17 protein-coding genes are annotated in these 24,405 nt (G+C 64.9%); 7 read left to right on the top strand and 10 right to left on the bottom strand.

Going from position 1 to position 24,405, the window contains the following annotated elements; all coding sequences use genetic code 11:
- Window positions 1–79: 79 nt before the first annotated feature.
- The 3 genes from NYR97_RS10630 to speA all read right to left on the bottom strand — a co-directional run bounded on the left by NYR97_RS10630 (window position 80) and on the right by speA (window position 8,235).
- Window positions 80–1,417 carry a glycosyltransferase gene (locus NYR97_RS10630; RefSeq protein WP_316697880.1) on the bottom strand — a complete coding sequence of 446 codons (1,338 nt, stop codon included), beginning with the start codon at window positions 1,415–1,417 and terminating at the stop codon, window positions 80–82.
- Window positions 1,410–5,393, bottom strand: a complete 3,984-nt coding sequence (locus tag NYR97_RS10625; RefSeq protein ID WP_316697879.1) for an amino acid adenylation domain-containing protein — start codon at window positions 5,391–5,393, stop codon at window positions 1,410–1,412. The genes NYR97_RS10630 and NYR97_RS10625 overlap by 8 nt, the downstream gene beginning before the upstream one ends.
- A gap of 955 nt (window positions 5,394–6,348) precedes the next feature.
- Window positions 6,349–8,235 (bottom strand): arginine decarboxylase, encoded by a 1,887-nt coding sequence (speA, locus tag NYR97_RS10620; protein ID WP_316697878.1) that lies wholly within the window; start codon window positions 8,233–8,235, stop codon window positions 6,349–6,351.
- Between the two features lie 235 nt (window positions 8,236–8,470).
- On the opposite strand from speA, the gene speE reads away from it, so the two are divergent.
- Entirely contained in the window at window positions 8,471–9,328 is an 858-nt protein-coding gene (speE, locus tag NYR97_RS10615; protein WP_205392782.1) for a polyamine aminopropyltransferase, read from the top strand.
- Window positions 9,329–9,575: 247 nt separating this feature from the next.
- Here speE and NYR97_RS10610 read toward each other — a convergent pair whose 3' ends face one another.
- Both NYR97_RS10610 and NYR97_RS10605 read right to left on the bottom strand, forming a co-directional pair.
- Window positions 9,576–10,187: a PH domain-containing protein gene (locus tag NYR97_RS10610; protein ID WP_316697876.1), complete on the bottom strand. Its 612-nt coding sequence runs from the start codon at window positions 10,185–10,187 to the stop codon at window positions 9,576–9,578.
- A 191-nt stretch (window positions 10,188–10,378) separates the two neighbouring features.
- Complete coding sequence (locus NYR97_RS10605; protein WP_316698171.1) at window positions 10,379–11,191, bottom strand: hypothetical protein; 813 nt, start codon at window positions 11,189–11,191, stop codon at window positions 10,379–10,381.
- A gap of 563 nt (window positions 11,192–11,754) precedes the next feature.
- Here NYR97_RS10605 and NYR97_RS10600 point away from each other — a divergent pair.
- On the top strand, window positions 11,755–12,438 hold the full coding sequence (locus NYR97_RS10600) for an RIO1 family regulatory kinase/ATPase domain-containing protein (protein ID WP_316697875.1): 684 nt from the start codon (window positions 11,755–11,757) through the stop codon (window positions 12,436–12,438).
- A 203-nt stretch (window positions 12,439–12,641) separates the two neighbouring features.
- Here NYR97_RS10600 and NYR97_RS10595 read toward each other — a convergent pair whose 3' ends face one another.
- Together NYR97_RS10595 and NYR97_RS10590 are read right to left on the bottom strand one after the other, a co-directional pair.
- Complete coding sequence (locus tag NYR97_RS10595) at window positions 12,642–14,615, bottom strand: glycoside hydrolase family 84 protein (RefSeq protein ID WP_316697873.1); 1,974 nt, start codon at window positions 14,613–14,615, stop codon at window positions 12,642–12,644.
- A gap of 421 nt (window positions 14,616–15,036) precedes the next feature.
- Entirely contained in the window at window positions 15,037–15,411 is a 375-nt protein-coding gene (locus NYR97_RS10590; RefSeq protein WP_197970279.1) for a P-II family nitrogen regulator, read from the bottom strand.
- 152 nt (window positions 15,412–15,563) lie between these two features.
- Between NYR97_RS10590 and ubiK the strand changes: the two genes are divergently transcribed.
- From ubiK to NYR97_RS10575, 3 genes are all read left to right on the top strand, one after another.
- On the top strand, window positions 15,564–15,842 hold the full coding sequence (gene ubiK, locus NYR97_RS10585) for a ubiquinone biosynthesis accessory factor UbiK (protein WP_184406361.1): 279 nt from the start codon (window positions 15,564–15,566) through the stop codon (window positions 15,840–15,842).
- Window positions 15,843–15,858: 16 nt separating this feature from the next.
- Window positions 15,859–17,379, top strand: a complete 1,521-nt coding sequence (locus NYR97_RS10580; protein WP_316697871.1) for a YifB family Mg chelatase-like AAA ATPase — start codon at window positions 15,859–15,861, stop codon at window positions 17,377–17,379.
- A gap of 89 nt (window positions 17,380–17,468) precedes the next feature.
- Window positions 17,469–17,978, top strand: coding sequence for a lipocalin family protein (locus NYR97_RS10575; RefSeq protein ID WP_316697869.1), 510 nt, complete (start codon window positions 17,469–17,471; stop codon window positions 17,976–17,978).
- Between the two features lie 524 nt (window positions 17,979–18,502).
- Here the strand turns inward: NYR97_RS10575 and NYR97_RS10570 are convergent.
- A complete protein-coding gene (locus NYR97_RS10570) occupies window positions 18,503–18,679 on the bottom strand; it encodes a hypothetical protein (protein ID WP_006449000.1) in 177 nt (58 codons plus the stop codon).
- 384 nt (window positions 18,680–19,063) lie between these two features.
- Between NYR97_RS10570 and NYR97_RS10565 the strand changes: the two genes are divergently transcribed.
- Window positions 19,064–20,626: an EAL domain-containing protein gene (locus NYR97_RS10565; protein WP_205392789.1), complete on the top strand. Its 1,563-nt coding sequence runs from the start codon at window positions 19,064–19,066 to the stop codon at window positions 20,624–20,626.
- A gap of 249 nt (window positions 20,627–20,875) precedes the next feature.
- Here the strand turns inward: NYR97_RS10565 and NYR97_RS10560 are convergent, their stop codons facing one another.
- Both NYR97_RS10560 and NYR97_RS10555 read right to left on the bottom strand, forming a co-directional pair.
- Window positions 20,876–22,000, bottom strand: coding sequence for a fatty acid desaturase family protein (locus NYR97_RS10560; RefSeq protein ID WP_006449002.1), 1,125 nt, complete (start codon window positions 21,998–22,000; stop codon window positions 20,876–20,878).
- A 9-nt stretch (window positions 22,001–22,009) separates the two neighbouring features.
- On the bottom strand, window positions 22,010–23,086 hold the full coding sequence (locus NYR97_RS10555) for a ferredoxin reductase (protein WP_316697865.1): 1,077 nt from the start codon (window positions 23,084–23,086) through the stop codon (window positions 22,010–22,012).
- Between the two features lie 93 nt (window positions 23,087–23,179).
- Between NYR97_RS10555 and fabR the strand changes: the two genes are divergently transcribed.
- Window positions 23,180–23,827 carry an HTH-type transcriptional repressor FabR gene (fabR, locus tag NYR97_RS10550; RefSeq protein WP_006449004.1) on the top strand — a complete coding sequence of 216 codons (648 nt, stop codon included), beginning with the start codon at window positions 23,180–23,182 and terminating at the stop codon, window positions 23,825–23,827.
- Window positions 23,828–24,405: the final 578 nt, after the last annotated feature.

Genomic DNA, 24,405 nt, shown 5'->3' with positions numbered 1-24,405 from the left:
CCCAGCCGCATTGCCGCCGCCAATCCGCTGTCGACGCTGTGGTTCCCCAACAGCGTCATCCATCACACGACGGTCTGTGTCACGCCACGGCCTGCTGCTCGATCCGCTCGGTCGGCGCCAACGACATCGCCGGTTGCAGCAATCCCCATGCTTCCAGCTGATCCACCGCCCGGCTGATCCCGTCCTCCTCACGGATGCGCTGCCCCAGCACGCGTGCCGCTGCGCGCATGCTCGGCGCGCTGGCCTGGCGGACGGCATCGGCCAAGGTTTCCGGCTGCAATCCGACCCGTGCGAGCGCCGGGGGCGCGACGCCGCGTTGGGCCAGGCAATGCGCCCAGAACGGTTGGTCGTAGCCGAACGGCAGGACCACCGACGGAATCCCCGCAGCCAGCGCCGCACCGGTCGTGCCGGCACCGCCGTGATGCACCGCGACCGACACCCGCGGGAACAGCCAATCGTGCGGCGCCTGTTCCAACTGGAAGAAGCGCTCCGCATCGTCGGACGCGTCTTCCCCGGCCGCCAGCCCGCCCCAGCCGCTGGCCAGCAACGCGCGTTGACCGGTCAGACGCACCGCCGCCTTGACGATGGCGGTGAGCTGCGCCGCATCGGTGCTGATCATGCTGCCAAAGCCGATATACAGCGGCGGCGGGCCGGCCTGCAGAAACGCTTCCAGCGCGGCCGGCGGCTGCCACTGCGGCTGCGGCAACTGCCAGAAACCGGCGACCTGGGCTCTGTCCGGCCAATCCGGCGGACGTGGGCACAGATGCTCGCTATAGCCATAGACCACGCGCTGCGCGCTGCGATCGGGACCACTCCACGGATACGCCGGCAGCCCCAGAGCCGGGCGCACGATGCCGTTGAGCGCCGGGCGCATCAGCTGCCAGCCGGCAAAGCGCACCGCGTGATGCAGTGCCACACTCACCAGCCCCGGCAGACGCACGGTGGGCATCACCATCAACGGCACATGGCGCGAGGCGGTCAGCGGCTGCAATTGCGTAAATACCACCGGCAGGCCGTAGGCCTGGCCCAGGCTATGTGCCAGCAAGCTCGCGCTGCCCACGCCGAGAATCAAACCGGCATCGGCACAGGCTGCGCGGCCCTGCTCGGCCCAGTCGCGCGCCCAGTCCATCAGTTGTGCGCGCAAGGTGCCCCAGATGCCGCGCCAGCCTCCGCGCATCTCGGCGACATTCGGATGGCCCTGCAACAACTTCTGGTGGTCGCCGCTGAGCGGAAAGAACTCCAGCCCATTGGCGCGGATCAGGGATTCGAAGTTGGCGCTGGTCAGCACCCGCACCGGATAACCGCGCTCCTGCAGACCGCGGCCCAGCGCGATGATCGGGCGCACATCGCCATGCGTGCCCAGGGTGGCGATCAGTACCGGGCGGTGACGTGCCGGCGTATGCAGTGACTCAGGCATATTCGGCCACCCCGTCGCTGGCGGTGGCAATGCTGCCATCGCGTTGTGTGGCTTTCGCAGTGGCCGCGTGCAGCAACGCGCTGAGCGTGGCCGAATGCGTGGACGACAGCATCGAATGATGGTCGCTGTCCAAGGTATGCAGGTGCAGATTGCGCACGTACGGGCGCCAGGCCTGCGGCCGGTAATCCACCCACACTGCATCGTCGCCGCCGGAGGTCATGCGTACGCTTGCTTCGACGAACACCACATCCTGGTCCAGCGGCCTGGGCCGATGACGCCGCGCCAGCTGCAGGTGGTGCTGGGTCATACCGCCCATGTCGTCCAGCAGCGTGGGGCGTTGTTCGAGCAATTGGCGCACCGCGGGCAAATCGTTCAACCCATAGTGATCGCATAGCAGGCTGGCCAGTTCGGCCACCGTGGTCGGCATCGGCTGGCCGTGTGCCAGCGTCAGGCCCAGCGCATGCACCGATGCACGCACGTTTTCCGATTCCGGCAGCGATGCGGCCTGCTCCAGATGCGGGTAGCTGTCCAGCATTGCCAGCAACTCGACTTCTTCGCCAAGCGCATGCAACTCGGCGGTGATGGCATGGGCGATCAAGCCGCCCAGCGACCAACCGATCAGCCGGTATGGCCCATGCGGCTGCACGCTGCGCAGACGGGCCAGGTAGTCGCGCGCGATCGCCTCGATGCTTTCCGGGCGATGCTGCGGGTCGCTCAATGCCGGCGACTGCAATGCATACACCGGCCACTGCGGATCGAGCTGACCGAGCAGGGTGAGATACGACCAGCCCAGACCAACCACCGGATGGATGCAGAACAGCGGCGTGGTGCCCGGCGTACCCGCACGCAACGGCAACAGCACGCCGAGCGGATCGTTCGGGGTCTGCGCGCTGCGTTTGATCACCTCGGCCAGGCCGGCAATGGTCGGCGCATGGAACAGCATGCCCAGCGGCAGTTCGACGCCGAACATCTGCGGGAAACGCGCGGCCATTTCTGCCGCGCGCAGCGAGTCGCCGCCGAGTTCGAAGAAGTTGTCCTCCACACCGACGATTTCAATGCCCAGCACGTCCTGCAACATCGCTGCCAGTTGGTGTTCGAGCGCATCGCGTGGCGCCACATGCGCGCGCTGCGGCAATGCGCCCGGTGACGGCAATGCGCGGCGATCCAGCTTGCCGTTGGGCGTCAGCGGTAATGCCTCCAGCGGCATCCACAGCGTGGGAATCATCGACGCCGGCAGGCGTTGCTGCAGATGCGCGCGCAGCAGCTCGGTCGCCGGCATGGTGCCGTGCTTGCCCACCACATAGGCCAGCAACTGCAACGCGTTGTTGTCGCCATCGCTATGGCCCACCACCACCGCCTGGGCCACCTGCGAATGCAGCAGCAAGGCGTTTTCGATTTCGGCCGGCTCCACGCGATGGCCGCGGATCTTCAACTGCGCGTCCGCACGGCCGATGAACTCCAGCATGCCGTCGCGGCGCTGACGCACGCGGTCGCCGGTGCGGTACATGCTGCTGCCGTCGTCGGCAAACGGGTCGCGCACGAAGCGCTCGCTGGTCAGCTGGCGCTTGCCGCGGTAGCCCTTGGCCACGCCTGCGCCGCCGATATACAGCTCGCCGATCGCACCGGTGGGCAGCGGCTGCCGCTGCGCATCCAGCACGTAGACGCGCGTATTGAGCAGCGGCCTGCCGATGGGTGGGGCTGCGGCGTCGGTCAGCTGCAACGGCATGATGGTCGACCAGATGGTGGTTTCGGTTGGCCCGTACAACTGGGTCAGGCGCCCCACCCGGCTCAGCAACTGCGTCGCCAACTCCGGCACCAGGGCCTCACCGCCAACCAGCGCGTGGATACGGTCCAGCGCCAGATCCTCATTGGCCAACAGGATGCGCCACAACGACGGCGTGGCCTGCACCACGCTGATCTGCTCGTGTGCGATCAGGCGCGACAGGCTGCGTGGATCGTGGGTGATGCCAGCCGGTGCGATGACCACGCGTGCGCCCACCAACAACGGCAGGTACAACTCCAGCCCGGCGATATCGAAGGTGATGGTGGTGACTGCCAGCACACGGTCGCGCGGGCGCAAAGCCAGTTCGTGCTCCATCGCATGCAGGAAATTGAACAGATTGCGATGGCTGATTTCCACGCCCTTGGGCGCACCGGTCGAGCCGGAGGTGTACAGCACGTAGGCGGTGCCATCCGGCGTGGCGAGCGGTGCGATCGCCGCCGGCAACACGGCCGGACGCGGGTCCAGCCACACCATGCCACCGAGCAGATAGCGCTCGCACAACGCGGGCTCGCAGACCAGCGCGATGGCGCCGGAATCGTTGAGCATCTGCCGATTGCGCGCGGCCGGGCTTTCCGGGTCCAGCGGCAGATAGGCCGCCCCGCTCCACATCACCGCCAGCAAGGCCACCAGCAATTGCTCGCTGCGCGGCAACGCGATGGCGACTACATCGCCCGGGCCCACGCCGTCGGCCACCCACTGCGCGGCAACGCGCGAGGCGAGCTCGCAGAGCGTGGCGTAATCCAGCGTGCGGTTGTCGTACTGCACCACCACCGCCGCCGGCATCAGCTCGGCACGCTGCAGCATGCCATGCAGCAGCGTGCTCGGCTCCGGCAGTGGCGCTGCGGTGTCGTTCCAGGTGTGCAGCAGTCGCTGGCGTTCGTCGTGACCCAGCACATCGATCAGGCCGAGTGCGCACTCCGGATCTGCCAGTACCGCATCGGCCAGGTGGGTCAGGCGGCGGCAATGTTCTGCCAGCTCGTCGCTGTCGTACATTGCCGGGTTGGCATCCAGATCGAAGCGCAACGCGGCGCCATCGCCACGCTCGTAGCAGAAGATGGTCAGATCGTCGGCCGGACCGTTGCAGAGGTTGTGCGGCACTGCATACGCCTCGCCGAAGCGCAGCGCGTAATCGAAGGCCTCGATATTCACCGCCAGCCGCGCGAACTTCTGTTCGATCCCGAACACGCCCAGGTCGCGACGCACATCCTCGAAGCGGTATTGCTGATGCCGCAAGGCATGCTTGACCACCGAGGACACCTGCGCGAACAAGCTATGGATCGGCTGCTGCGGATCCATCTTCAAACGCAGCGAAATCACGTTGGCCACCAGGCCGGCGGTTTGCCGGTAGCGCGCATTGATGCGGCCGGTCACCGGCATTGCGATCACCAGATCCTCGGCACCGGTGCAGCGGTAGTAATACGCGGCAATCAGCGAGATCAGCATCTGCGGCAGGCTGGCGCCATAGTCCTTGCCCAGCGCACGCAAACGCACCACCTGCTGCGGCGAAAACTGCCCGGTGCCACGCAACAAGCCGGTGGACAGCTGATTGCCCGGCCGCGCCAAGGTGGCCGGCGGCGGCAGATCGGCCAGCTGTTGCATCCAGTAGGTACGATCGCGCTGAAAGCGATCGGACTCGCGGTAGTGCTGCTCCAGTTCGTTCAGCGACAGCGCACTGCCGTATTGCGCAGGTTCCGGCTCGCTATCGGCGGCATAGGCGTTATAGAGCACCGCCATGCGCTGCATCATGATCGATGCGCAATAGCCATCCATCACCAGATGGCTCACGCACTGCACCCACATATGGTGATCTTCGCCAAGACGGAACACCGCGCAATGCCACAACGGCCCGTTCTGCAGATCTTCCGGCTTGCGGATTTGTTCGTCCACCCAATGCTCGGCGGCATTGCGTGGCGAGGGATCTTCGCTGAGATTGAAGTACGGAATCGAGGCCGTGTACTCGGGGCGGATCACCTGGCCGGGCACACCATCGTGTTCGACGATGCACAGCCGCAGCGTGTCGAACTCGCGCGTGAGCTGCATGCTTGCGCGCAGCAACAGGTCCGGATCGAGTGGGCCGAACATCTCCAACGCTTCGGACAACATCAAGGTATTGTCGGTGTGTAACTTGCTGGCGACCCACAGGCCGCGTTGCGCTTTGGTCAGGGGAATCACGGGAGAGGCGTCAGCGTGCATTGCGTGCATCCTTCTTGTGTGGCGCGCAGTCGCCCAACGGGTCTTGCCCGCAATGCGGTCAACGAGACGCCGGATCAGCACTTGGCCTAAAAACGTTTAGGTAGAAAACACCATCGACCACCGGCAGAGGCCGGCGATACGCAGTTGGAACACTCGATAAAGACGCACAATGGAGACGTACAACGAAGCGCACGCAAGTGACACCAAGACGCGCAACTGGTTTTTCTTGAAGCACTTGCTTCCCGGCAAGTTAATAAACACTAACAATCGGGCAACACAATGAACCGTGCAAAAATCACGAATTGCGCGTTTCCTGCAAATTTTTTTTAATGAAGTGTGATTGCAGTTAGTGTTCTGGATACATACCTCTGTTTGGGGATTCGGTGCTGCATGCAGCGCCGCACACAAAACGCGACGCATGTCGCGTCGATGCGGCAGGTGCGATTGCAGGGCGAAATTGCAGGCGGATTTGCGTTCTCCGCATTGCATAAAGACCGCAATGCGTAAGACCACTGCGCGTGGCAGCGTTGATATACCTGCGCTACCAGACAAATCACTGCACGACATGCCGCATCGCTTGCGACACCTAGTAGCGCGCGCATTCGTTCGATCATGCGTCGGTCGTTTGGATGTCATACGACTACGGCACTCTGTAGATCAACGGCGCGGGCTCGCGCGGATCACAGTGCGCTGCTTTATGTGGACTGCGCCGGTGCGCGTCTGCCCGGGGGTCATGCGTGCGTGACTGAGCGGTGGCAAGCGGCCATCAAGGCGCGGGGGCAGGGCGGTGCCCAACAGATTCATGCCAAGGCCGATCACCGGCCGCGTCCGCTTTACGACTGCTCACTACTTTAGTGCAGCTCTTTCTACGTAGCTGTGGCGGCGCGGACTCAGTGCCGATCTTGCAGCGGCACTGCCTGCGCGCCACGGCGTCGGCCGCAGCGCGCGTACTGCTTCAGCCCAACGGTTCGTCGGACAGATAGGTGTAACCGGTCAGCCCGGCTTCCAATGCGTCGTGCAATTCCTGCGCGCGTTCCGGCGACAGCTGCGCGGCGGCGATGCGCTCGGCATAGGTCGCGCGCAGCGTGTCCAGCTGATAGCCCACATAGTCCAGCATCACATCGGTGGTATCGCCACGGCGCTGCTGCGCAATGCGATAGCCATCGCCGTCCACGGCCACTTCCACCGCATCGGTATCGCCGAACAGGTTATGGATATCGCCCAGGATTTCCTGGTAGGCACCGACCAGGAAGAAGCCGATGCGATAGCTCTCGCCCGGGTTCAACGTATGCAGCGGCATCGAGCTGTCCAGGCTTTCGTTCTCGACGTAGGTCTTGACCATGCCGTCCGAATCGCAGGTCATGTCGGCGATGATGCCGCGCCGTTGCGGCGCTTCGGTCAAGCGCTCGATCGGCACGATCGGGAACACCTGATCGATCGCCCACACGTCCGGAATCGATTCGAACACGCTGAAGTTGACGAAGTACTTGTCCACCAGCCGCTCGTTGAGCTCGTCCAGCACCGGACGGTGGCTCTTTTCGTCGAAACTCAGGCGTGCACGCACGCCATGGGCGATCGCGTAGAACAGATCGTCGATACGCGCACGATGGGTCAGGTCGATCTGACCCAATGCATACGCACTCAGGCCTTCGGCATGGAAGTGCTGGGCTTCCTGGAACAGTTCCACCGCCGGGCGCACGTCGAGCTCATCGTGGATCTCGCGCAGGTGGCGAATCGCCGCCGGTTCGTCGTCGTGCGCGTCGGGCACGCGGCCTTCCGGCGCCTGCTCCACTTCGGACACGTTGGCGATCAGCACGGCGTGGTGCGCGGTCATCGCGCGGCCGCATTCGGTGACGATGCGCGGCGGGGTCAGGCCATGCTCTTCGCAGGCATTGGCCAGCGGCTGCACGATATTGCTGGCGTAGGAATGCAGGCCATAATTGATCGAGCAATAGCTGCGCGAGCGCGTGCCTTCGTAATCGATGCCCAGGCCGCCGCCGACATCCACGTGGCTGATCTTGGCGCCCAGCCGCGACAATTCGACGAAATAGCGCGTGGCTTCGCGCATGCCGTTGGCGATGTCGCGCACGTTGGAGATCTGCGAGCCCATGTGGAAATGCAGCAACTGCAGGCAGTCGGCGTACTCGGTGTCGCGCAGCGTCTTCCACAGGTCCAGCACCTGGCGCGGCGACAGTCCGAACTTGGCCTTGTCGCCGCCGCTGTTCTGCCATTTGCCCGCGCCCAGCGAGGCCAGCCGCATGCGCACGCCCAGACCCGGCTTGACGTCCAGCGCGCGCGCTTCTTCCAGCACCAGCTTCAGCTCGGAGGGCTTTTCGATGACGATGAAGGTCTGCAGGCCGAGCTTGCGCCCGATCAGTGCCAGGCGGATGTACTCGCGGTCCTTGTAGCCGTTGCAGACGATCAACCCGCCAGGGCGCGACAGTGCCAGCACCGCCATCAGCTCCGGCTTGCTGCCCGCTTCCAGGCCGAAGCCCTCGCCGTGGTGGCCGGCCAGCGTGCCGGCCACGCCGCGATGCTGGTTGACCTTGATCGGATACACGGCGGTGTAGCCGCCGGCGTAGTCCCACTCGGACTGCGCCTGCGCGAACGCGGCCTGCAGCTTGCCCAGGCGCTGGCCCAGGATGTCCGGGAAGCGCACCAGCAGCGGCAACTTGGCGCCAGCCGCGCGCGCGGCATCCACCACCTCGGGCAGCGACACCGATGGGCCGTCGCTGGTCGGCGTGACCACCACGTGGCCGGCGGCGTTCACATCGAAATACCCGTCGGCCCAATGCGGGATCGAATAGGTCTTGCGGGCTTGGTCGAGGGACCAATCGCTCATTTCGCTGACTCGGCTGGGGCAAAAAGGGCGTGAAGTGTAACGCCTGGCACGCGCAGGGTCCGTTACAATCCGCGCCGACTTGATGCCCCGCTCCTGGTTGGAGTGGGGTTGGTGAGGGTTCGGTATTGCCGTCAGCAGCTTGGTGCATGAGGCTGCGCCCGACCCTCATCCGGCGCTACGCGCCACCTTCACCCGGTGGGAGAAGGAACAGCCCCCTTCATTTTTAGGATTTTGCATGAGCGCCAACGACAACTGGTACATCGAACACTTCCAGCCGACCGGCTCGGCGATCGGCTTCCGCATCAGCGGCAAGCTGGACGAGGTGCAGTCCCCGTTCCAGAAGATCGAGATCTACCAGACTACCGACTGGGGCAAGCTGATGCTGATCGACGGCGCGGTGATGCTGACCAGCCGCGACAATTTCTTCTATCACGAGATGATCAGTCACCCGGCGCTGTTCACCCACCCCGCGCCCAAGCGCGTGGTGATCATCGGCGGCGGCGATTGCGGCACGCTGCGCGAGGTGCTCAAGCACCCGGGCGTGGAAAGCGCCACCCAGTGCGATATCGACGAGCAGGTCACGCGCATGTCGGAGAAGTATTTCCCCGAGCTGTGCGATTCCAACCACGATAAGCGTGCCGAGCTGCTGTTCGACGACGGCGTGGCCTACATGGCCAACTGCCCGGCCGGCAGCGTGGACATCGTGATCGTCGATTCCACCGACCCGGTCGGCCCGGCCGAAGGCCTGTTCAACAAGGCGTTCTACGACAGCTGCTTCAAGGCGCTGAAGGACGACGGCATCCTGGTGCAGCAGTCCGAATCGCCGCTGGCGTTGCTGGAGCTGATCAAGGAAATGCGCACCGAAATGGGCAAGGCCGGCTTCCAGTCGTTCAAGACCCTGCCGTTCCCGCAGCCGTGCTATCCCACCGGCTGGTGGAGCGTGACCATGGCCAGCAAGCAGGCCAACGCCGATTTCGCGTTCCGCCTGGACGCCGCGCAGGCCAAGGGCTTCGAGACGCTGTACTACACCGCGCACCTGCATACCGGCGTGCTGATCGCACCGCCGTTCGTGGCCAAGGCGCTGGGCGAGTAAGCATGTAATCAGGCCGGCGCCGCTTGCTGCGCGCCGGCCTGATTGAAAAGAACCGGCGCATCGTTCGCGTGCGCTGGTCCTGCAGATCGGGGGCGAAGACAGCACCGCTTACAGGCGTGCTGGCGATGCTCGCAGTGTCGCGCAGCATCGGCAGGGCCATGTGTGCACTACGACTCCGCTGTGCGGTACGCATCTACCTGAGGCTTGTGCGCGTAGTGCCGCCAGCCCCGTTCTTCGTTTGCCAGCCCTACAGCCGTGCCAGCACTTCAGCCTTCTTGGCGTCGAATTCTTCCTGGGTCACCAACCCGGCATCCAGCAGCTGCTTGAGCTTGCTCAGCACCTGCATCGGATCATCCGCGCCGGCCACCGCAGTCGCTGGCACTGAAGGCGCCACGCCCTGCGCTGCAGGCGTATGCACCACCACACCGCCGGCCGACGCACGCAACTTGTCGAACTCCAGCTGCTGGCGTTTTTCGTGGGCCGATTCTTCCACCTGCTGGGCATAGGCGTAGACCCGCCGCGCCTGTTTCTTGGGCAGGCTGTCGATGGACAGGTAGCCGCCCTGCGTGGTGCGGCACATGATCGTCGCTCCCAGCATCTGCTCGCTCATATGCACGTCGAGCACCTCGCGCCAGGGGACATCGCGAAACGTCATCCCGAATAGCGTGGGGTGTACCACGATGAATCTGCGATTGGTCAGCACCACCGCGGCCGGCGACAGATTCATCACCATTTTCTTCTGCACCGCGATGTACTCGACCTGCTCGTCCCGCGTCAGCAACTCGTTTACCTTGGGCAGGATCTTGCCCACGGCCACCGGGTCCTGCTCATCGGTCAGAAATTGCGTAAAGACCTCCATACCTTCCTCGTCGTGATCGCTTGCGCCGCAGCATTGTCTTGTATGACACCACATCCAGCAGGCAGGTTGCGGCATCGCACGCGCTGCAGGCCTCGGATCATCCAATGATTCCGTGCTCTCCAAACTCCAAACACGACAGGGCGGATGCCGCCATCCGCCCTGTCGTTACACACTTTTGATCAAGCAACCGGTCAGAAGCGGACTTCAGCGCCAACGTTCAACACTTCGGCACGATTGATGGTGATGTCTTCGTCGGAGTAGTAATAGTCGTTGGCATAAAGATAGTTGGTATAGAGCACGCTCAAACTTGCGTGCCGGCCAATGTCTACGCCAAAGCCGGCACCCGCGTACGCACCTGACACGCGCTCATTCGATTCGCCGTTGGAGTTGGCCGACCAATAGCCCAGGCGTACCACAGCGAAAAGTGGACTGTCACCAAAGTTGAAACGCGCAGTGCCGCCCAGACTGCCGAATTCCACGCCGGGTACGTAGGCGTCTTCGTGATCGCTGATGCGGGCTAGCTTTCCTACCGCCGCTTCGATGCCGATCAGCGTCACCGGGCCTGCCCGCCAACGATAGCCGGCGTTGAAGCCGAGCATGTCCTGATCGATGCCTTCGTATACTTTCCCCTGACCGCCCTGCACACCAAGAAAGACACCGCTCTTGAGACGTTGCTCTTCCTCGCGTGGCGGCGCCGACACATACGCCAGCGACGGCGACGGCGACACGGCCGTGGATGGAGCAGAAGCGATGGTGGTGGCTTCGGCAGGTCCAGCTGTGGAACTACCATTCGCTGCGGCCGACTGCGGCGCGTCGTCATTCGTTTGTGCAGTGCTCGATGCCGCTGGCGTCGCCAGCTGCGCTGTGCCGCTTTGTGCAGCGGCCTGTTGCTGCTTTTGCTGTTGCCGATAGTTGTCCCAGCCACGCGACAACGACTGCGCGGCCGCGTCGGAAACGCAGCCCAGCGCCGTGCAGGCCAACAGCCATGTTGCGGTCCTTTTCATCGCATTCCCCAATGAGTCGTACTCCATCGTCCCCGCATCCATAGCGCACGCAGGCATGACCTGGCGGCGTCAGGAAGTGGCGCAGTTGCTTGTCCAATTCGGGGGCTTTCCCAACATCACCGGATCGTGCGCGTACTCGGCCTCAGGCATCGTCCGGGTGGACGTGCCGGTACTGACGCGTGATGCAGCCCCCTGACCGCAGCCGGCACAGTGAATCGAGTCTCAGCACCTGTCAAGAAGGGGTGTGAACGCTGCCTATCGGCGTACACAGCGGCCGACCAGCGTTCTGGTGAGCGCTTGTGCCGACGGGCGCGGCACGCGATGCGCTAAATGCACGCTCGCTGCAAGCAGCGCGTCGCACAGACATACCAACAACATTGATCGCAGCTGACTCGGTAACTTATTGATTCTCCGAACCATTCCACTCCCGGAACATTTCATTTTTTTAACAAATGTAATTTCAATACTCGCAAGTTCTAAAATTCACCGGACCGATCCCCACGATCATCGTGAATCTGCCAGACGCGTGATTCCTCCGCGCCGCCAAGGTCCGGAGACTTGCCATGCACTACCAGCCGCTGGACACCTCCAGCCTGCAAATCGTCACGCCCGTGCTGCTCAAGCAGGGCACCCGGCTGCTCGAGCCCAACGTCTATCGCACCCATCTGGATGGGCAACTGGCGGTGGTCAAGGACTACAGCCGCTACCGCCGTACGCTGCTGGCGCCGATCGCGCGGCTGATGGTGCGGCACGAGTCCAAGATGCTGGCCCGCCTGCACGGCTGGCGGCATGCGCCGGCCCTGCTCGGCACCCTGGGCAGCCTGGCACTGGGCATGGAGTTCATTCCGGGCGACACGCTCAGCGCCAGTGCGGTGGTCGGCCAGGAGGTGTTCCAGCAGCTGCAGCAGGCGCTACGCCGCCTGCACGCATTCGGCATCACCCATAACGATCTGCACGGCACCAATGTGGTGATCAGCGCCGGCGTGCCGGTGCTGATCGATTTCACCTCGGCCTGGCGCTTCCCGCGCTGGTTGCGACGCGGCACGCTGGCGCGTCAACTGCAGCGCAGCGACCTGGCCAATTTCCAGAAGATGCGCCAGCGCCTGGCCGGTATCGCGCCGACCGCCGACGAGGCCGCACGCAGCGCCGAGCCGCGCTGGGTACGCACCATCCGCGGCAGCTGGAAGCGGCTGTATCGGCACCTGAAGCGCGATGCGCAGCCGGTAGCGCCGAACGAAACCCGCTGACCGGCAAGTTGCCGTCACCCACCGGGCTGCAGCCTGACCATCCCGATGACACGCCAGCGGTGCGCCTATCCACCTGGCGAGCAATCGCCAGGTGGTGCGCAACGGCGCGGGGGAACCACAGTGGACAGGGGGACGCGTCGATGCCGCGCACCGGCGACGCCTGTCTAGTGGCTAGGCCGTCGTCCGGTCGCTGCCCCAGGTCGTCACTGCGCGTTTGCCGCGTCGGCTGCCGACTGCGCGCGGTAGGCGATCAGGCGCGGCGCGTCGGCGACGAAGCGGTCCAGTACGCCATCGGCGATCTTGACCGGTCCACCGAAGCGCGTGGCGCCGGGAATCGAGGGGATCGCTGCGGCTTCGGCGGCACTCTGCTTCGCATCGGCAAACGCCACCGACGCCTGTGCATCACCGCGATTGGCGGCATCCAGGCCGGCAGCGGTCTGCTGCAGCGCGCGGCCCCAGCGTTGCATCGCATCCAGCCAGGGGCGCGATTGTTCCGCAAAGCCCTTGTCGGCCACGCCTTCGCGAATGATCTGCGGCGCGGCCGCGAACGCATCGGCGGTGCGCGCCAGCTCGGCGATGGCCTGGCTGCGCGCCGCCGCATCGCCCAGCGCAATCGTCTCGCGCACATGGTCGAGCACCGCCTTGAGCTGCGGCGCCTGTTCCTGCCACGGCTGGCTGCCGAAGGTCGGCGCCAGATGCTGGGTATCGAAGAAGGTGAGCAGCGCGGCAGTCACCCGTGCATCGCCGCCGGCCAGATCGCGCGCGGCCGCATGCCAGGTGCGCTGCGCGTCGTAATCCTTGTCGTTCCACGCGAACGCGGTCAGCCCCATCACCGCGACGCGGCTGGGCACTTCCTGATTCATCGGATTGGAGACGATGCCGGACAATTCAGCGGACAAACCCGCTTCGCGGCGCGCGTACGGCGCCATCAGCAAACGCCCGGCCGAGGTTTCGAAATCGTTGACCGGGTAGTTGTCCCACAGCAGCGTCTTGCGGCCGAACGCCTTGGTGGCCGCGCGTGCATCGGGGATGGAAATGGCCGGCGGCACCACGTCGGTGCCGGTCCACTGCACCACGATCTTCGGGTCCAGGTGCTTGCGCAGCGCTTCCTTGTACGGGCTTTCCTTGGCGTCGAAATACTCGGTCGGCACCATGATCAATTCCGACGACGCATCGTGGCGGGCGACCAGATCGGCCTGCACCAGATTGAGCAGATGCGACTGCGCGATGCCGGCCGCCTGCGCGCCGGAATCGCCAAAGGTGGTCTTGTCGCGCTCGCAGTTCCACTTGGTGTATTCGATATCGTCCAACGCCACATAGAAGCTGCGCACGCCCAGCGCGCGGAAGGCATCGAACTTGCGCAGTAGCGCCTTGGCGTCGGCTGGATCGGAGAAGCACACCGTCGGCCCCGGGGAGATCGCATAGACGAAGTCGACGTGATTGCGCTTGGCGGTGGCCGCCAGCTTGCCCAGCGCCTTCAACGTGGCGGCCGGATACGCCTCGCGCCAGCGGTCGCGCGCGTACGGGTCGTCCTTCGGGCTGTAGATGAAGGTATTGGCCTTGGTGCGGGCAAGAAATTCCAGATGCTTGGTGCGATCGGCCATCGACCACGGTGCGCCGTAGAACCCCTCGATGGTGCCGCGGATCGGCATCGCCGGATGATCCTGGATCACCAGCGTCGGGATGACGGGGCGCTCCACCAGCTGACGCAGCGTCTGCGCCGCATGGAACAGCCCATCGTTGTCGTGACCGGCCAGCGTGATCAGGCTGCCGTTGCCGAGCGCGACGCTGGCGAGCGTATAGCCCTCCTTGTGGGGGTCCTGCGCCGCCTTGCTGCGCGTCAGTGCATCGCGCACCACCGCCGCCTCGCCGGTGCCGAGCACGATATGCGGGCGGTCGAGCGTGGCAGGCAAACGCGATGCGGTGGAGATCTTGGTCACGCCAGCGGTGCCGAGGGTGCGGCGCACCAGCGCGACCGACGCCGGGTCCGCACCCGGCGCCGCCACCAGCACGACCGACCGACCGAGCGTGACGGTGCCGCCCTCCAGCGCGATCGACGTCGGGGTCGGAAAGATCGCCGGCTGTGTGACCGGCTGCGCCAGCGCGGGGGCCGTCAGGCTTAGCGCCACCAGGACCGGAAGCAGGCGCAAGCCCGGCTTGCCATCACGTCGCGTCATTCCGAACTCCGGTATTGAAATGGTATTAGCCCTAGAGTAGGCAAGTCATCGCGCGGCGACAAGCAGGGGTCGTATCAGGACGTTCCAGGTCTCTTCGACAACTCGCAGCTGGGTTACGGGAAGGAGGCCGGTACCATTGCCGGCCTCTGGTGTCGGGGCCGATCTGCGGTATTGAAATGGTATGAGCCGGTCACGTAGCGCGGCGCGCGTTGGCGATACTTGGGCCATGCGGCCAGGCTGCTCCACCGAAGGTGGCCCGGCTGCCAATTCATAAACGCGTTGGTTGTCGGCAGCTGGATGCCGCCTACGAGGGCAGTGACCGACGGTGCAGACCTGGCCCCGTGGCGCTGTTTTTCTGGCATCGGTCAGTTGCCTGCGCAATGCCGGCACAGCATCGACCGAAGTCGCTTCCGGTGACGCCTTACAGCGCGTCGCTATCCAGCTCGCCGGTGCGGATGCGCACCACACTGCCCAGGTCGTAGACGAACACCTTGCCATCGCCGATCTTGCCGGTGCCGGCCGCGGCAACGATCGCCTCGACCACACGCTCGGCCTGGTCGTCGGTCACCGCCACTTCGATCTTCACCTTGGGCAGGAAATCGACCACATACTCGGCGCCGCGATACAGCTCGGTGTGGCCCTTCTGCCGGCCGAAGCCCTTGACCTCGGTCACCGTGATGCCCGCCACCCCACAGCCGGCAAGCGCTTCGCGCACATCGTCGAGCTTGAACGGTTTGACGATGGCCATGATCATTTTCATCGGTGCAGATCCCAGGGCATGACGGTCGCGCAGCATACCGTGGACGGCCACAACACTCATCTCATGCCCATCGCCCTCACCGCGACCGACAGCCGAATGGGACTATCCTTACCGCCTGCCGACTGCCTTGCCGATGTCCCGCGTGTTCCGGCCTGCACTAGGCTTCCTACGGACCTGCGGAGAACCCCATGATCGATTTCAATCAGCTCGACGACCTCGCCCGCCGCCTCAGCGACCTGGTGCCGCCGGGCCTGCGCCAGTCGCGCGAAGAACTGCAGAGCACCTTCAAGGGCGCGCTGCAGGCCGGCCTGGGCAAGCTGGACCTGGTCACCCGCGAAGAGTTCGACGTGCAGCGCGCGGTGCTGCTGCGCACGCGCGAAAAACTCGACGCACTGGAACAGGCCGTCGCCGCACTGGAAGCACGCGCGCCCGGCACGCCGCCCGCCGCGCCACCTACCACCCCCTGACCTAAGGCCCTCCACCATGAGTCTGGCGCTGGTGCACAGCCGTGCCCGCGTGGGGGTGCATGCGCCTGAGGTTCGGGTGGAAGTGCATCTCTCCGGCGGTCTTCCCTCCACCCAGATCGTGGGCCTGCCCGAGGCGGCAGTGCGCGAATCGCGCGAACGCGTGCGTGCCGCACTGCTGTGCGCACAGTTCGAATTCCCGGCACGGCGCATCACGATCAATCTGGCGCCGGCCGATTTGCCCAAGGAAGGCGGCCGCTTCGACCTGCCGATCGCCCTCGGCATTCTGGCCGCCAGCGGTCAGATCGACCTGCAAGCCTTGGCCGAGTACGAATTTCTCGGCGAACTCGCCCTGACCGGCGAGTTGCGCGGTGTCGATGGCGTGCTGCCCGCCGCCCTGGCAGCAGCGCAGGCCAGCCGCCGCCTGATCGTGCCGCTGGCCAACGGTGCCGAAGCCGCCATCGCCGGCCACGTCGAAGCCTTCACCGCGCGCACGCTGCTGGAAGTCTGTGCCACGCTCAATGGCACCCAGAAGGCGCCCGCCGCCGAACTGGCGGTGCAAGCGCTCGGCGTACGCGCCCTGCCCGACATGGCCGACGTGCGCGGCCAACCGCATGCCCGCCGCGCGCTGGAAATTGCCGCAGCCGGCGGTCACCATTTATTGCTGGTCGGTAGCCCTGGCTGCGGCAAGACCTTGCTCGCCTCGCGCCTGCCCGGCCTGCTGCCGGAAGCCAGCGAAGCCGAGGCGCTGGAAACCGCCGCCATTACCTCCATCAGCGGTCGCGGACTGGATCTTGTGCGCTGGCGGCAACGCCCCTATCGGGCTCCGCACCACACCGCCAGCGCGGTCGCCTTGGTTGGCGGCGGCACACATCCACGCCCCGGCGAGATCTCGCTGGCCCACAACGGCGTGTTGTTTCTGGACGAGTTGCCCGAGTGGCAACGCCAAACACTGGAAGTGCTGCGCGAGCCGCTGGAATCGGGCCTGGTCACCATCTCGCGCGCCGCACGCAGTGTGGATTTCCCGGCAAGATTCCAACTGGTCGCTGCGATGAATCCCTGTCCGTGCGGGTGGGCCGGCGACAGCAGCGGGCGTTGCCGTTGCAGCAGCGACACCATCGGCCGTTATCGCAGCCGGATCTCCGGGCCGCTGCTGGATCGCATCGATCTGCATGTCGAGGTCCCGCGCCTGCCGCCGCAGGCCCTGCGCAGCGGCAACGTCGGCGAGGACAGTGCCAGCGTGCGCACGCGCGTGGTCGCGGCGCGCGCGCGGCAACTTGCACGTGCCGGCGTGCCCAATGCACAACTGGACCAGGCACAAACCGATCATCACTGCCGCCTGCAAAATGACGATCAGCTGTTGCTGGAACGCGCCATCGAACACCTGCAACTTTCCGCACGCTCGATGCATCGCATCCTGCGCGTGGCACGCACCATCGCCGATCTCGACGACAGCGCCGTCATTGCAACGCGTCATCTGACCGAAGCGATCGGCTACCGCAAACTGGATCGCGCAGTGGGCACGGCAAGCGCAGCCTAATGGCGGCGCTCCAGCGGCATCAGCATCCCAACATGCATTTCATGACGATGCACGTACAACATCCGCCATTCCACGACGTAGAGGCCGCCATGAGCCGACTTCCCGAACTAATTACCGTCCCGTCCCTGGATCTGAATCGTTATCTGGGCACCTGGTACGAGATCGCGCGGCTGCCGATCCGCTTCGAGGATGCGGATTGCACCGATGTGTCGGCGCACTATTCGCTACAGGACGATGGCACGGTGCGCGTGCAGAACCGCTGCCTGACTGCCGAAGGCGCATTGGAAGAAGCCATCGGTGAGGCGCGCGCCATCGACGACAGCAACGCGCGCCTGGAAGTCACCTTCCTGCCCGAAGGCCTGCGCTGGATTCCCTTCACCAAAGGCGATTACTGGGTGATGCGCATCGATGCGGACTACACCGCCGCGCTGGTCGGTGGCCCCGACCGCAAATACCTGTGGCTGCTGGCGAGGCTCCCGCAGCTGGATGAGAACATCACGCAGGCCTATCTGGCGCATGCCCGCGAGCAGGGCTTCGATCTGGCGCCGCTGATCCACACCCCGCATACCGGGCGGCTTACCGAGCAGCCGCTCCCTTGATTAGCGCTTGGGGTTTTCAATAAAGCAACCCGCAACCGCCTAGAGGGTACTGCACCCTACGACTAGCCAGGTTTGTGTTAGCTGTAGAGCGGTTGATCTGCAGCTCGGCTGCAGGGTCCTTGCCCGCCACCATCGCGGGACACGCTGCAAGTACGTCCTTGTAAGCTCTTACGCGGCATCCATGCCGCGTAAGGTCCCGCGACGGTGGGCGGGCAAGGACCAGTCGAAATGGTCGGTGTGCATGGTTGCAAGCAAGGCATGACGCGCGTTGTTGGATAACGGCGCGTTGGATCAGCTTCGCAACGCAACACGATCAACAGGCAGGCTTTCAACAAAGCAACCGCCAACTTTCTGGTGCGGTGTCCTTACCGATTGCGGGACCGTGTGGCGGCATGGATGCCGCCACCGCGCCCCCATGGACGGGTTTACGGCGTGTCCCGCGAGCGGTGAGGGCACCGCGCACTCGACTACCGCCCCTCGCCTACCCCGCACTCGACTAACTACCTCGGATCTAAAGCACGCCCTCAACCGTTGAGCGTACTCAGATCCTTGGCCGCAGCCTGCGCGCCTTCCAGGCTGTCGAAGGCCACGCCGGTGTCGCCGACCACGTATTTGGTCAGTTCGCCGTCGCGCGTGGTTTCCTGCATCTTGAAGATCGGCACGGCATCGGTGCCGCCAACACGTTCTTTCTGGGTTGTCATGGGTGATTCCTCCTCGGAAAGCGTCTTGCGTGGGACCGGATTGTCCCGCTGCTCCCAGACGGGAGGGCAGACCTTTCGACCCTAGCGCGCCATCGCGTGCAGGCGTGTGAACCTATTGACAAGCCCGCTTGCCACTCTGCGATGCATGCGCGTCGGCAGAAAATCACGTCCGCTTCGCTCCGAGGACGCGCGCAATGCACGCGCGTGTCGTACATTCGCGACGTGCAGCCTCATCAGTCCATGTCTCCTGTCGTCACCATGCGCGCGTCGGACCTCCGTGCGCGCGGCGCATTCGCTGTGCCGGTCGCTCGGCAATGCGCATCTGCCGCGCACTGTCCAGGGCGCACTGCGTGAGCTGGCCGCCATGCAGATGCGGGGGATGAGGTGAAGCGACAACGCATCATCAGTGTGACCGTGTTGCTGGTGGTGCTATGCGCAACCCTTCCGATCAGCCTGTCCTATTACCTGGCGTGGCGGCTGGCGCTGGATCGCGAGCAGAGCAGGCTCAGCCAGCTGGCGGCGCTGTCAATCCGGCGCACCGAAGCCGCCTTCGACGAAGCGCACGGCGCGCTGGTGAACATGGCCGGCTCGCAGCTGCCGCGCTGTTCCCCTGAGCATCTGGCGCAGATGCGCGCATTGGTGCTGACCAGTCATTACATCGTGGAGCTGGGGCATTTTCAGCAGCGCCGTTTGCGCTGCACTTCGTGGGGGCCGTTGCCAGAGGCCATTCCACAGTCAACGCCGGATTTCGTGGTCAAGCGCGGCATTGCGGTGACCACCCGCCTGCGTCCGCTGGCCAATCCGCAGCACCCGCTGATGGCGCTGCAGCTGGACGACTACAATGTGTTGATCAATCCGGCCACCCTCACCGACATCAATATCCCGCCCGGCCTGCAACTGGCGATCGGCACCCCGAGCGGGCAGATCCTGAGCAGTACCAATACCGCCGCCGAGCAATTGTTGATCGAGCCGTTACCCGATACATCCAGCGCAGACGCAACGCAGACGCAGGTCTTGTCCGGCCGCGACCGCCGTGGCGACTGGGCTGCGGTGGTCACCGAGCCGGTCGCTTACCTGCGTGGCCCGCTGGCAGCGGCACGCCTGCAGACAGTGCCGGTGGGCATCGCATTGGCGCTGCTGCTGGTCAGCCTGGTGATCTGGGTTTCACGGCGGCGGCTGTCGCCCTTGGCACGGCTGGAAAGCGCCGTGCAACGCGGCGAATTCGTCGTGCACTACCAGCCGATCATCGCGCTCGACAGCGGTGCCTGCGTCGGTGCCGAGGCGCTGGTGCGCTGGCAGCAATCCGATGGCGTGCTGATCCCGCCCGATGCCTTTATCCCGCTGGCCGAAGAGAGCGGTCTGATCCTGCCGATCACCGACATGGTGGTGGCAGAAGTCATCCGCGAACTCGGCCCGACGCTGGCGGCGATTCCGTCCCTGCATGTGGCCATCAACGTCTCGGCCGGCGACATCAAGAGCGGCCGCGTGCAGACCGTGCTGGCGCAAGCACTACGCGGCACTGGCGTGGACAGCGGACAGCTGTGGGTGGAGGCCACCGAGCGCAGCCTGATGGATATCGATGCGGCACGCGCCACCATCACCCATCTGCGCGGCGCCGGCCACACGGTGTCGATCGACGACTTCGGCACTGGCTACTCGAGCCTGCAGTACCTGCAAGGGCTGCCGCTGGATGCATTGAAGATCGACAAGTCGTTCGTGGACACCATTGGCACCCACTCGGCTACCAGTGCGGTGACCTCGCACATCATCGACATGGCCAAGACGCTGAAGTTGCGCACCATCGCCGAAGGCGTGGAGCGCCAGGAGCAGTTGGACTATCTGCGTGCGCATGGCGTGGATCTGGCGCAAGGCTGGCTGTTCTCGCGCGCACTGCCGGCCACTGGTTTCATCGCGTATCACGCGCTGATGCGCAACACCACACACTGACCGGAGCCGGTGCGCCGCCACGCCCTGACCTGAGCCGGCACTAAGCGCCGCCGACCCACCAGGCACAGCGCTGGCCGGTGTGCGCAAACGGCAGGCTCGACTCGCAGCGCAGGCCTTCACCGCTGCCGCAGGCACCGACCGCGCCAGCGCGACGATGCGCAACGTCGTATGGCGACCACTTCGCTGACCCAACAAAAAGGGCCGCCCATGGCGACCCTTTTTGATCATGTTGATCAGCGCTTTGCCTGATCAGGCGCTCTGCAAGGCGCTTTCGCGTTGGCGGCGCACCGGCTTGGGCCGGCTCGGGAAGGCGTGGCGCACAATCCGCCACATCACCTGACCGAACTGACGCGGCAGCGAACCGGTGTTGTAGTGCTGGCCGTAACGCGCACAGATCTGCTTCACTTCCACGGCAATCTGCGCATAGCGGTTGGCCGGCAGGTCCGGGTAGAAGTGATGCTCGATCTGGTGGCTCAGATTGCCCGACAGCACGTTCATCAGCTTGCCGCCGGTCAGATTCGACGAGCCACGCAGCTGACGCAGATACCAATGGCCGCGCGACTCGTTGCGGATCGATTCCTTCGGGAACACTTCCGCATCGGCGGTGAAGTGGCCGCAGAAGATGATCACGAAGGTCCAGATGCTGCGCAGCACGTTGGCGGCGAGATTGCCCAGCAGCACGGTCAGGAAGAACGGGCCGGCCAGCAGCGGGAACACGATGTAATCCTTGAGCATCTGGCGGCCCATCTTGCGGCCCACCGGAAGAAACGAAGCGCGCAGCTCTGCGGCTTTCATCTTGCCGGCAAACCAGCGGCCCAGACGCAGGTCCTGGATCGCCACGCCCCATTCGAACAGCAGCGCGAAGAACACCGCCACGAACGGCTGCAACAGGTAGAACGGGCGCCAGCGCTGCTCGGGGAAGATGCGCAGCAGGCCATAGCCAATGTCGTCGTCCATGCCGCGCACGTTGGTGTAGGTGTGGTGCTTGAAGTTGTGCGTCTTGCGCCAGTTGTCGCCGGTGGCGACGATATCCCACTCGTAGGTGTTGCCGTTGAGCTGCGGGTCGCCCATCCAGTCGTACTGGCCATGCATGACGTTATGGCCCAGCTCCATGTTCTCCAGGATCTTGGACAGGGTCAGCAGCACCACGCCGGCAATCCACGCCGGAATCAGCACGCTGTGCACGAACGCGCCCAGGAACAGCAATGCGCGACCGGCCACGCCGGTCCAGCGCACCGCCGCCACGATACGGCGGATGTAACGCGCATCGGCGGCGCCGACCTGGCTCTGCACGCGGGCGCGGATGGCATCGAGTTCGTCGCCGAAAGACTGCAGTTCGGCAGCGGACAGGGCACGGTTATGGACTCGGCTCATGAAGATTCCTTACAGATCCAGGATCAGGTCGGTGCTCGGGGCACTGATGCACAGGCGCACCTGTGCGGTGGGTTCGTTGCTGCGCTCACCGGTCAACAGGTGGCGCGTGGTGCCGGACTGGCGCGCGCAGGCGCAGCTGTTGCAGATGCCCATGCGGCAACCGTGTTTCGGGCGCAGGCCTTGCGCTTCCAGGCCTTCCAGCAGCGACTTGCCGCGCGGCAGGGTGAGCGTACGGCCGCTGCGTGACAGCTGCACCTGCACCTGACCGGCTTCGCCGTCGTCCAGCACCGGCACGCTGAAGGCTTCGGCCTGAAACGCGGCCACGCGGCCCTGCAAGCGCTCGCGCGCTGCGTGCACAAAACCGCCGGGGCCGCAGACCATGACGTGACGGTTGGAGAGATCGGCGATCTGCTCCAACGGATAGGTATCCACGCGCACAGCCGGGGCTTCGCCTTCGCGGGTGGTCAGCAAACGCACGCGCAGGCGCGGATGCGCCGCCGCCAGCGCTTCGAATTCTTCGACAAAACAGGCTTCGTCGCGCTGGCGCACCCAGTAAAGCAGATCCACATCCATCGGCATGCCCGCCTGCGCGGCGGCCTGCAGCAGCGCGCGCATCGGGGTGATGCCCGAGCCGGCGGCCAGCAGCAATAGCGGCGTGGGCGTGGTCGGCAGCAGCATGTCGCCGAAGGCCGGCTCCAGCGAGACCACCGTGCCGATGGCCGCATCGCTTGCCAGGTAGCGACTCACCAGACCGCCCTCGATCGCCTTGACGGTGATCGCCAGGCGGCCATCGGCCAGCACGGTCGGGCTGTAGCTGCGCAACAGGCGGCGGCCGTCGATCTCCACGCCCAGGCTCACGTGCTGGCCGGCCTGCAGGCCCTGCCAGTGGCCGTTGGGCTGCAGGACCAAGGTCACCGCATCACGGCTGGCTGCGGTGCGCGCAACCAGGCGGGCCATCGGCCGCTCCAGGGTCCACAAGGGATTGAGCCGGGTTGCCCAGAAATCGAACAACTGCGGCGACACCAGCCGGCGCGCCAGACGCGTCGGCAGCGGGGACTTGGACTTGGGGTCGGATGCCAGGTTCATGGATCGCACTATACGCATGCATGCACAGACGTGTATACAGTTGTATATCGGCCGAAGGGGCTATGATTCATCCCCACGACCGGCCGCAGCCTCATGACCTCCATCGCCCTGCCTTCCCACGACGCGCCGCCGTCACGCAAGCCGGCGATTTCACGCGAGGATCTGATCGCCGCAGCGCTGTCGCTGATCGGTCCGCACCGCAGCCTGTCCACGCTGAGCCTGCGCGAGGTGGCACGCGAAGCCGGCATCGCGCCCAACAGCTTCTATCGCCAGTTCCGCGACATGGACGAGCTCGCCGTGGCCTTGATCGATCTGGCCGGGCGCTCGCTGCGCACCATCATCGGCCAGGCCCGCCAACGCGCCACCTCCACCGACCGTAGCGTCATCCGCGTATCGGTCGAGGCCTTCATGGAACAGCTGCGTGCCGACGACAAATTGCTGCATGTGCTGCTGCGCGAAGGTGCAGTGGGCTCGGATGCGTTCAAGCAGGCAGTGGAGCGCGAGCTCAGCTATTTCGAAGACGAGCTGCGCGTGGACCTGATCCGCCTGGCCGCGGCCGACAACGCCAAGCTGCACGCGCCGGCACTGGTGTCCAAGGCGATCACCCGGCTGGTATTTGCGATGGGCGCAGTGGCGATGGATTCGCCGCCGGAAAAGGATCCCGAACTGGTCGAGCAGATCTCGCAGATGCTGCGCATGATCCTGACCGGCGCACGCACGCTGGGTACGCACGGCGGTTGAGTGTGCGTGTGCTTTCGCATCTAAGAAACTACGCTGCGACTCGAACTCTGGGTTGTCTTGGAGTGGTTGGATGGCGCGGATAGATCAATTGTAGAGCGGTTGATCTTTCAGCTTTTTCTGCAGGGCCCTTGCCGGCCTACCATCGCGGGACACGCCGCAAGTACGTCCGTGTAGGCTCTTACGCGGCATCCATGCCGCGTTAGGTCCCGCGACGGTAGGCCGGCAAGGACCAGTCAAGATGGTCGGTGTGCAGTTTTTTCAGCAAAGCAACCCACAAACTTGCTGGTGCGGTGTCCTCATCGCTTGCGGGACTCTTTGGCGGCATGGATGGATTCACGGCGTGTCCCACTAGCGGTGAAGGCACCGCGCCCTCTGCCAACGCGACTTGGAGATATCCAAGTCGTCGGCTCGAAAACTTGATTGAGCTCGTCTGTAGACGCCATTGCTGTGCATCAAGGGAGAAATGCAGAAGACCTACGCATGCCCCTTAATTTCTGCGGGAAAATGTTGCAGCGACATGTCACCGACCTCATCCGCACTGCACTCGTGCACAGTTCAGGCATGTCGCGATGATGCTC

Source organism: Xanthomonas hydrangeae, assembly GCF_032697525.1.
Lineage (GTDB): Bacteria > Pseudomonadota > Gammaproteobacteria > Xanthomonadales > Xanthomonadaceae > Xanthomonas > Xanthomonas hydrangeae.
Note: the sequence above shows the minus strand (reverse complement) of the source record. Positions and strands in the feature narration are given on the sequence as shown.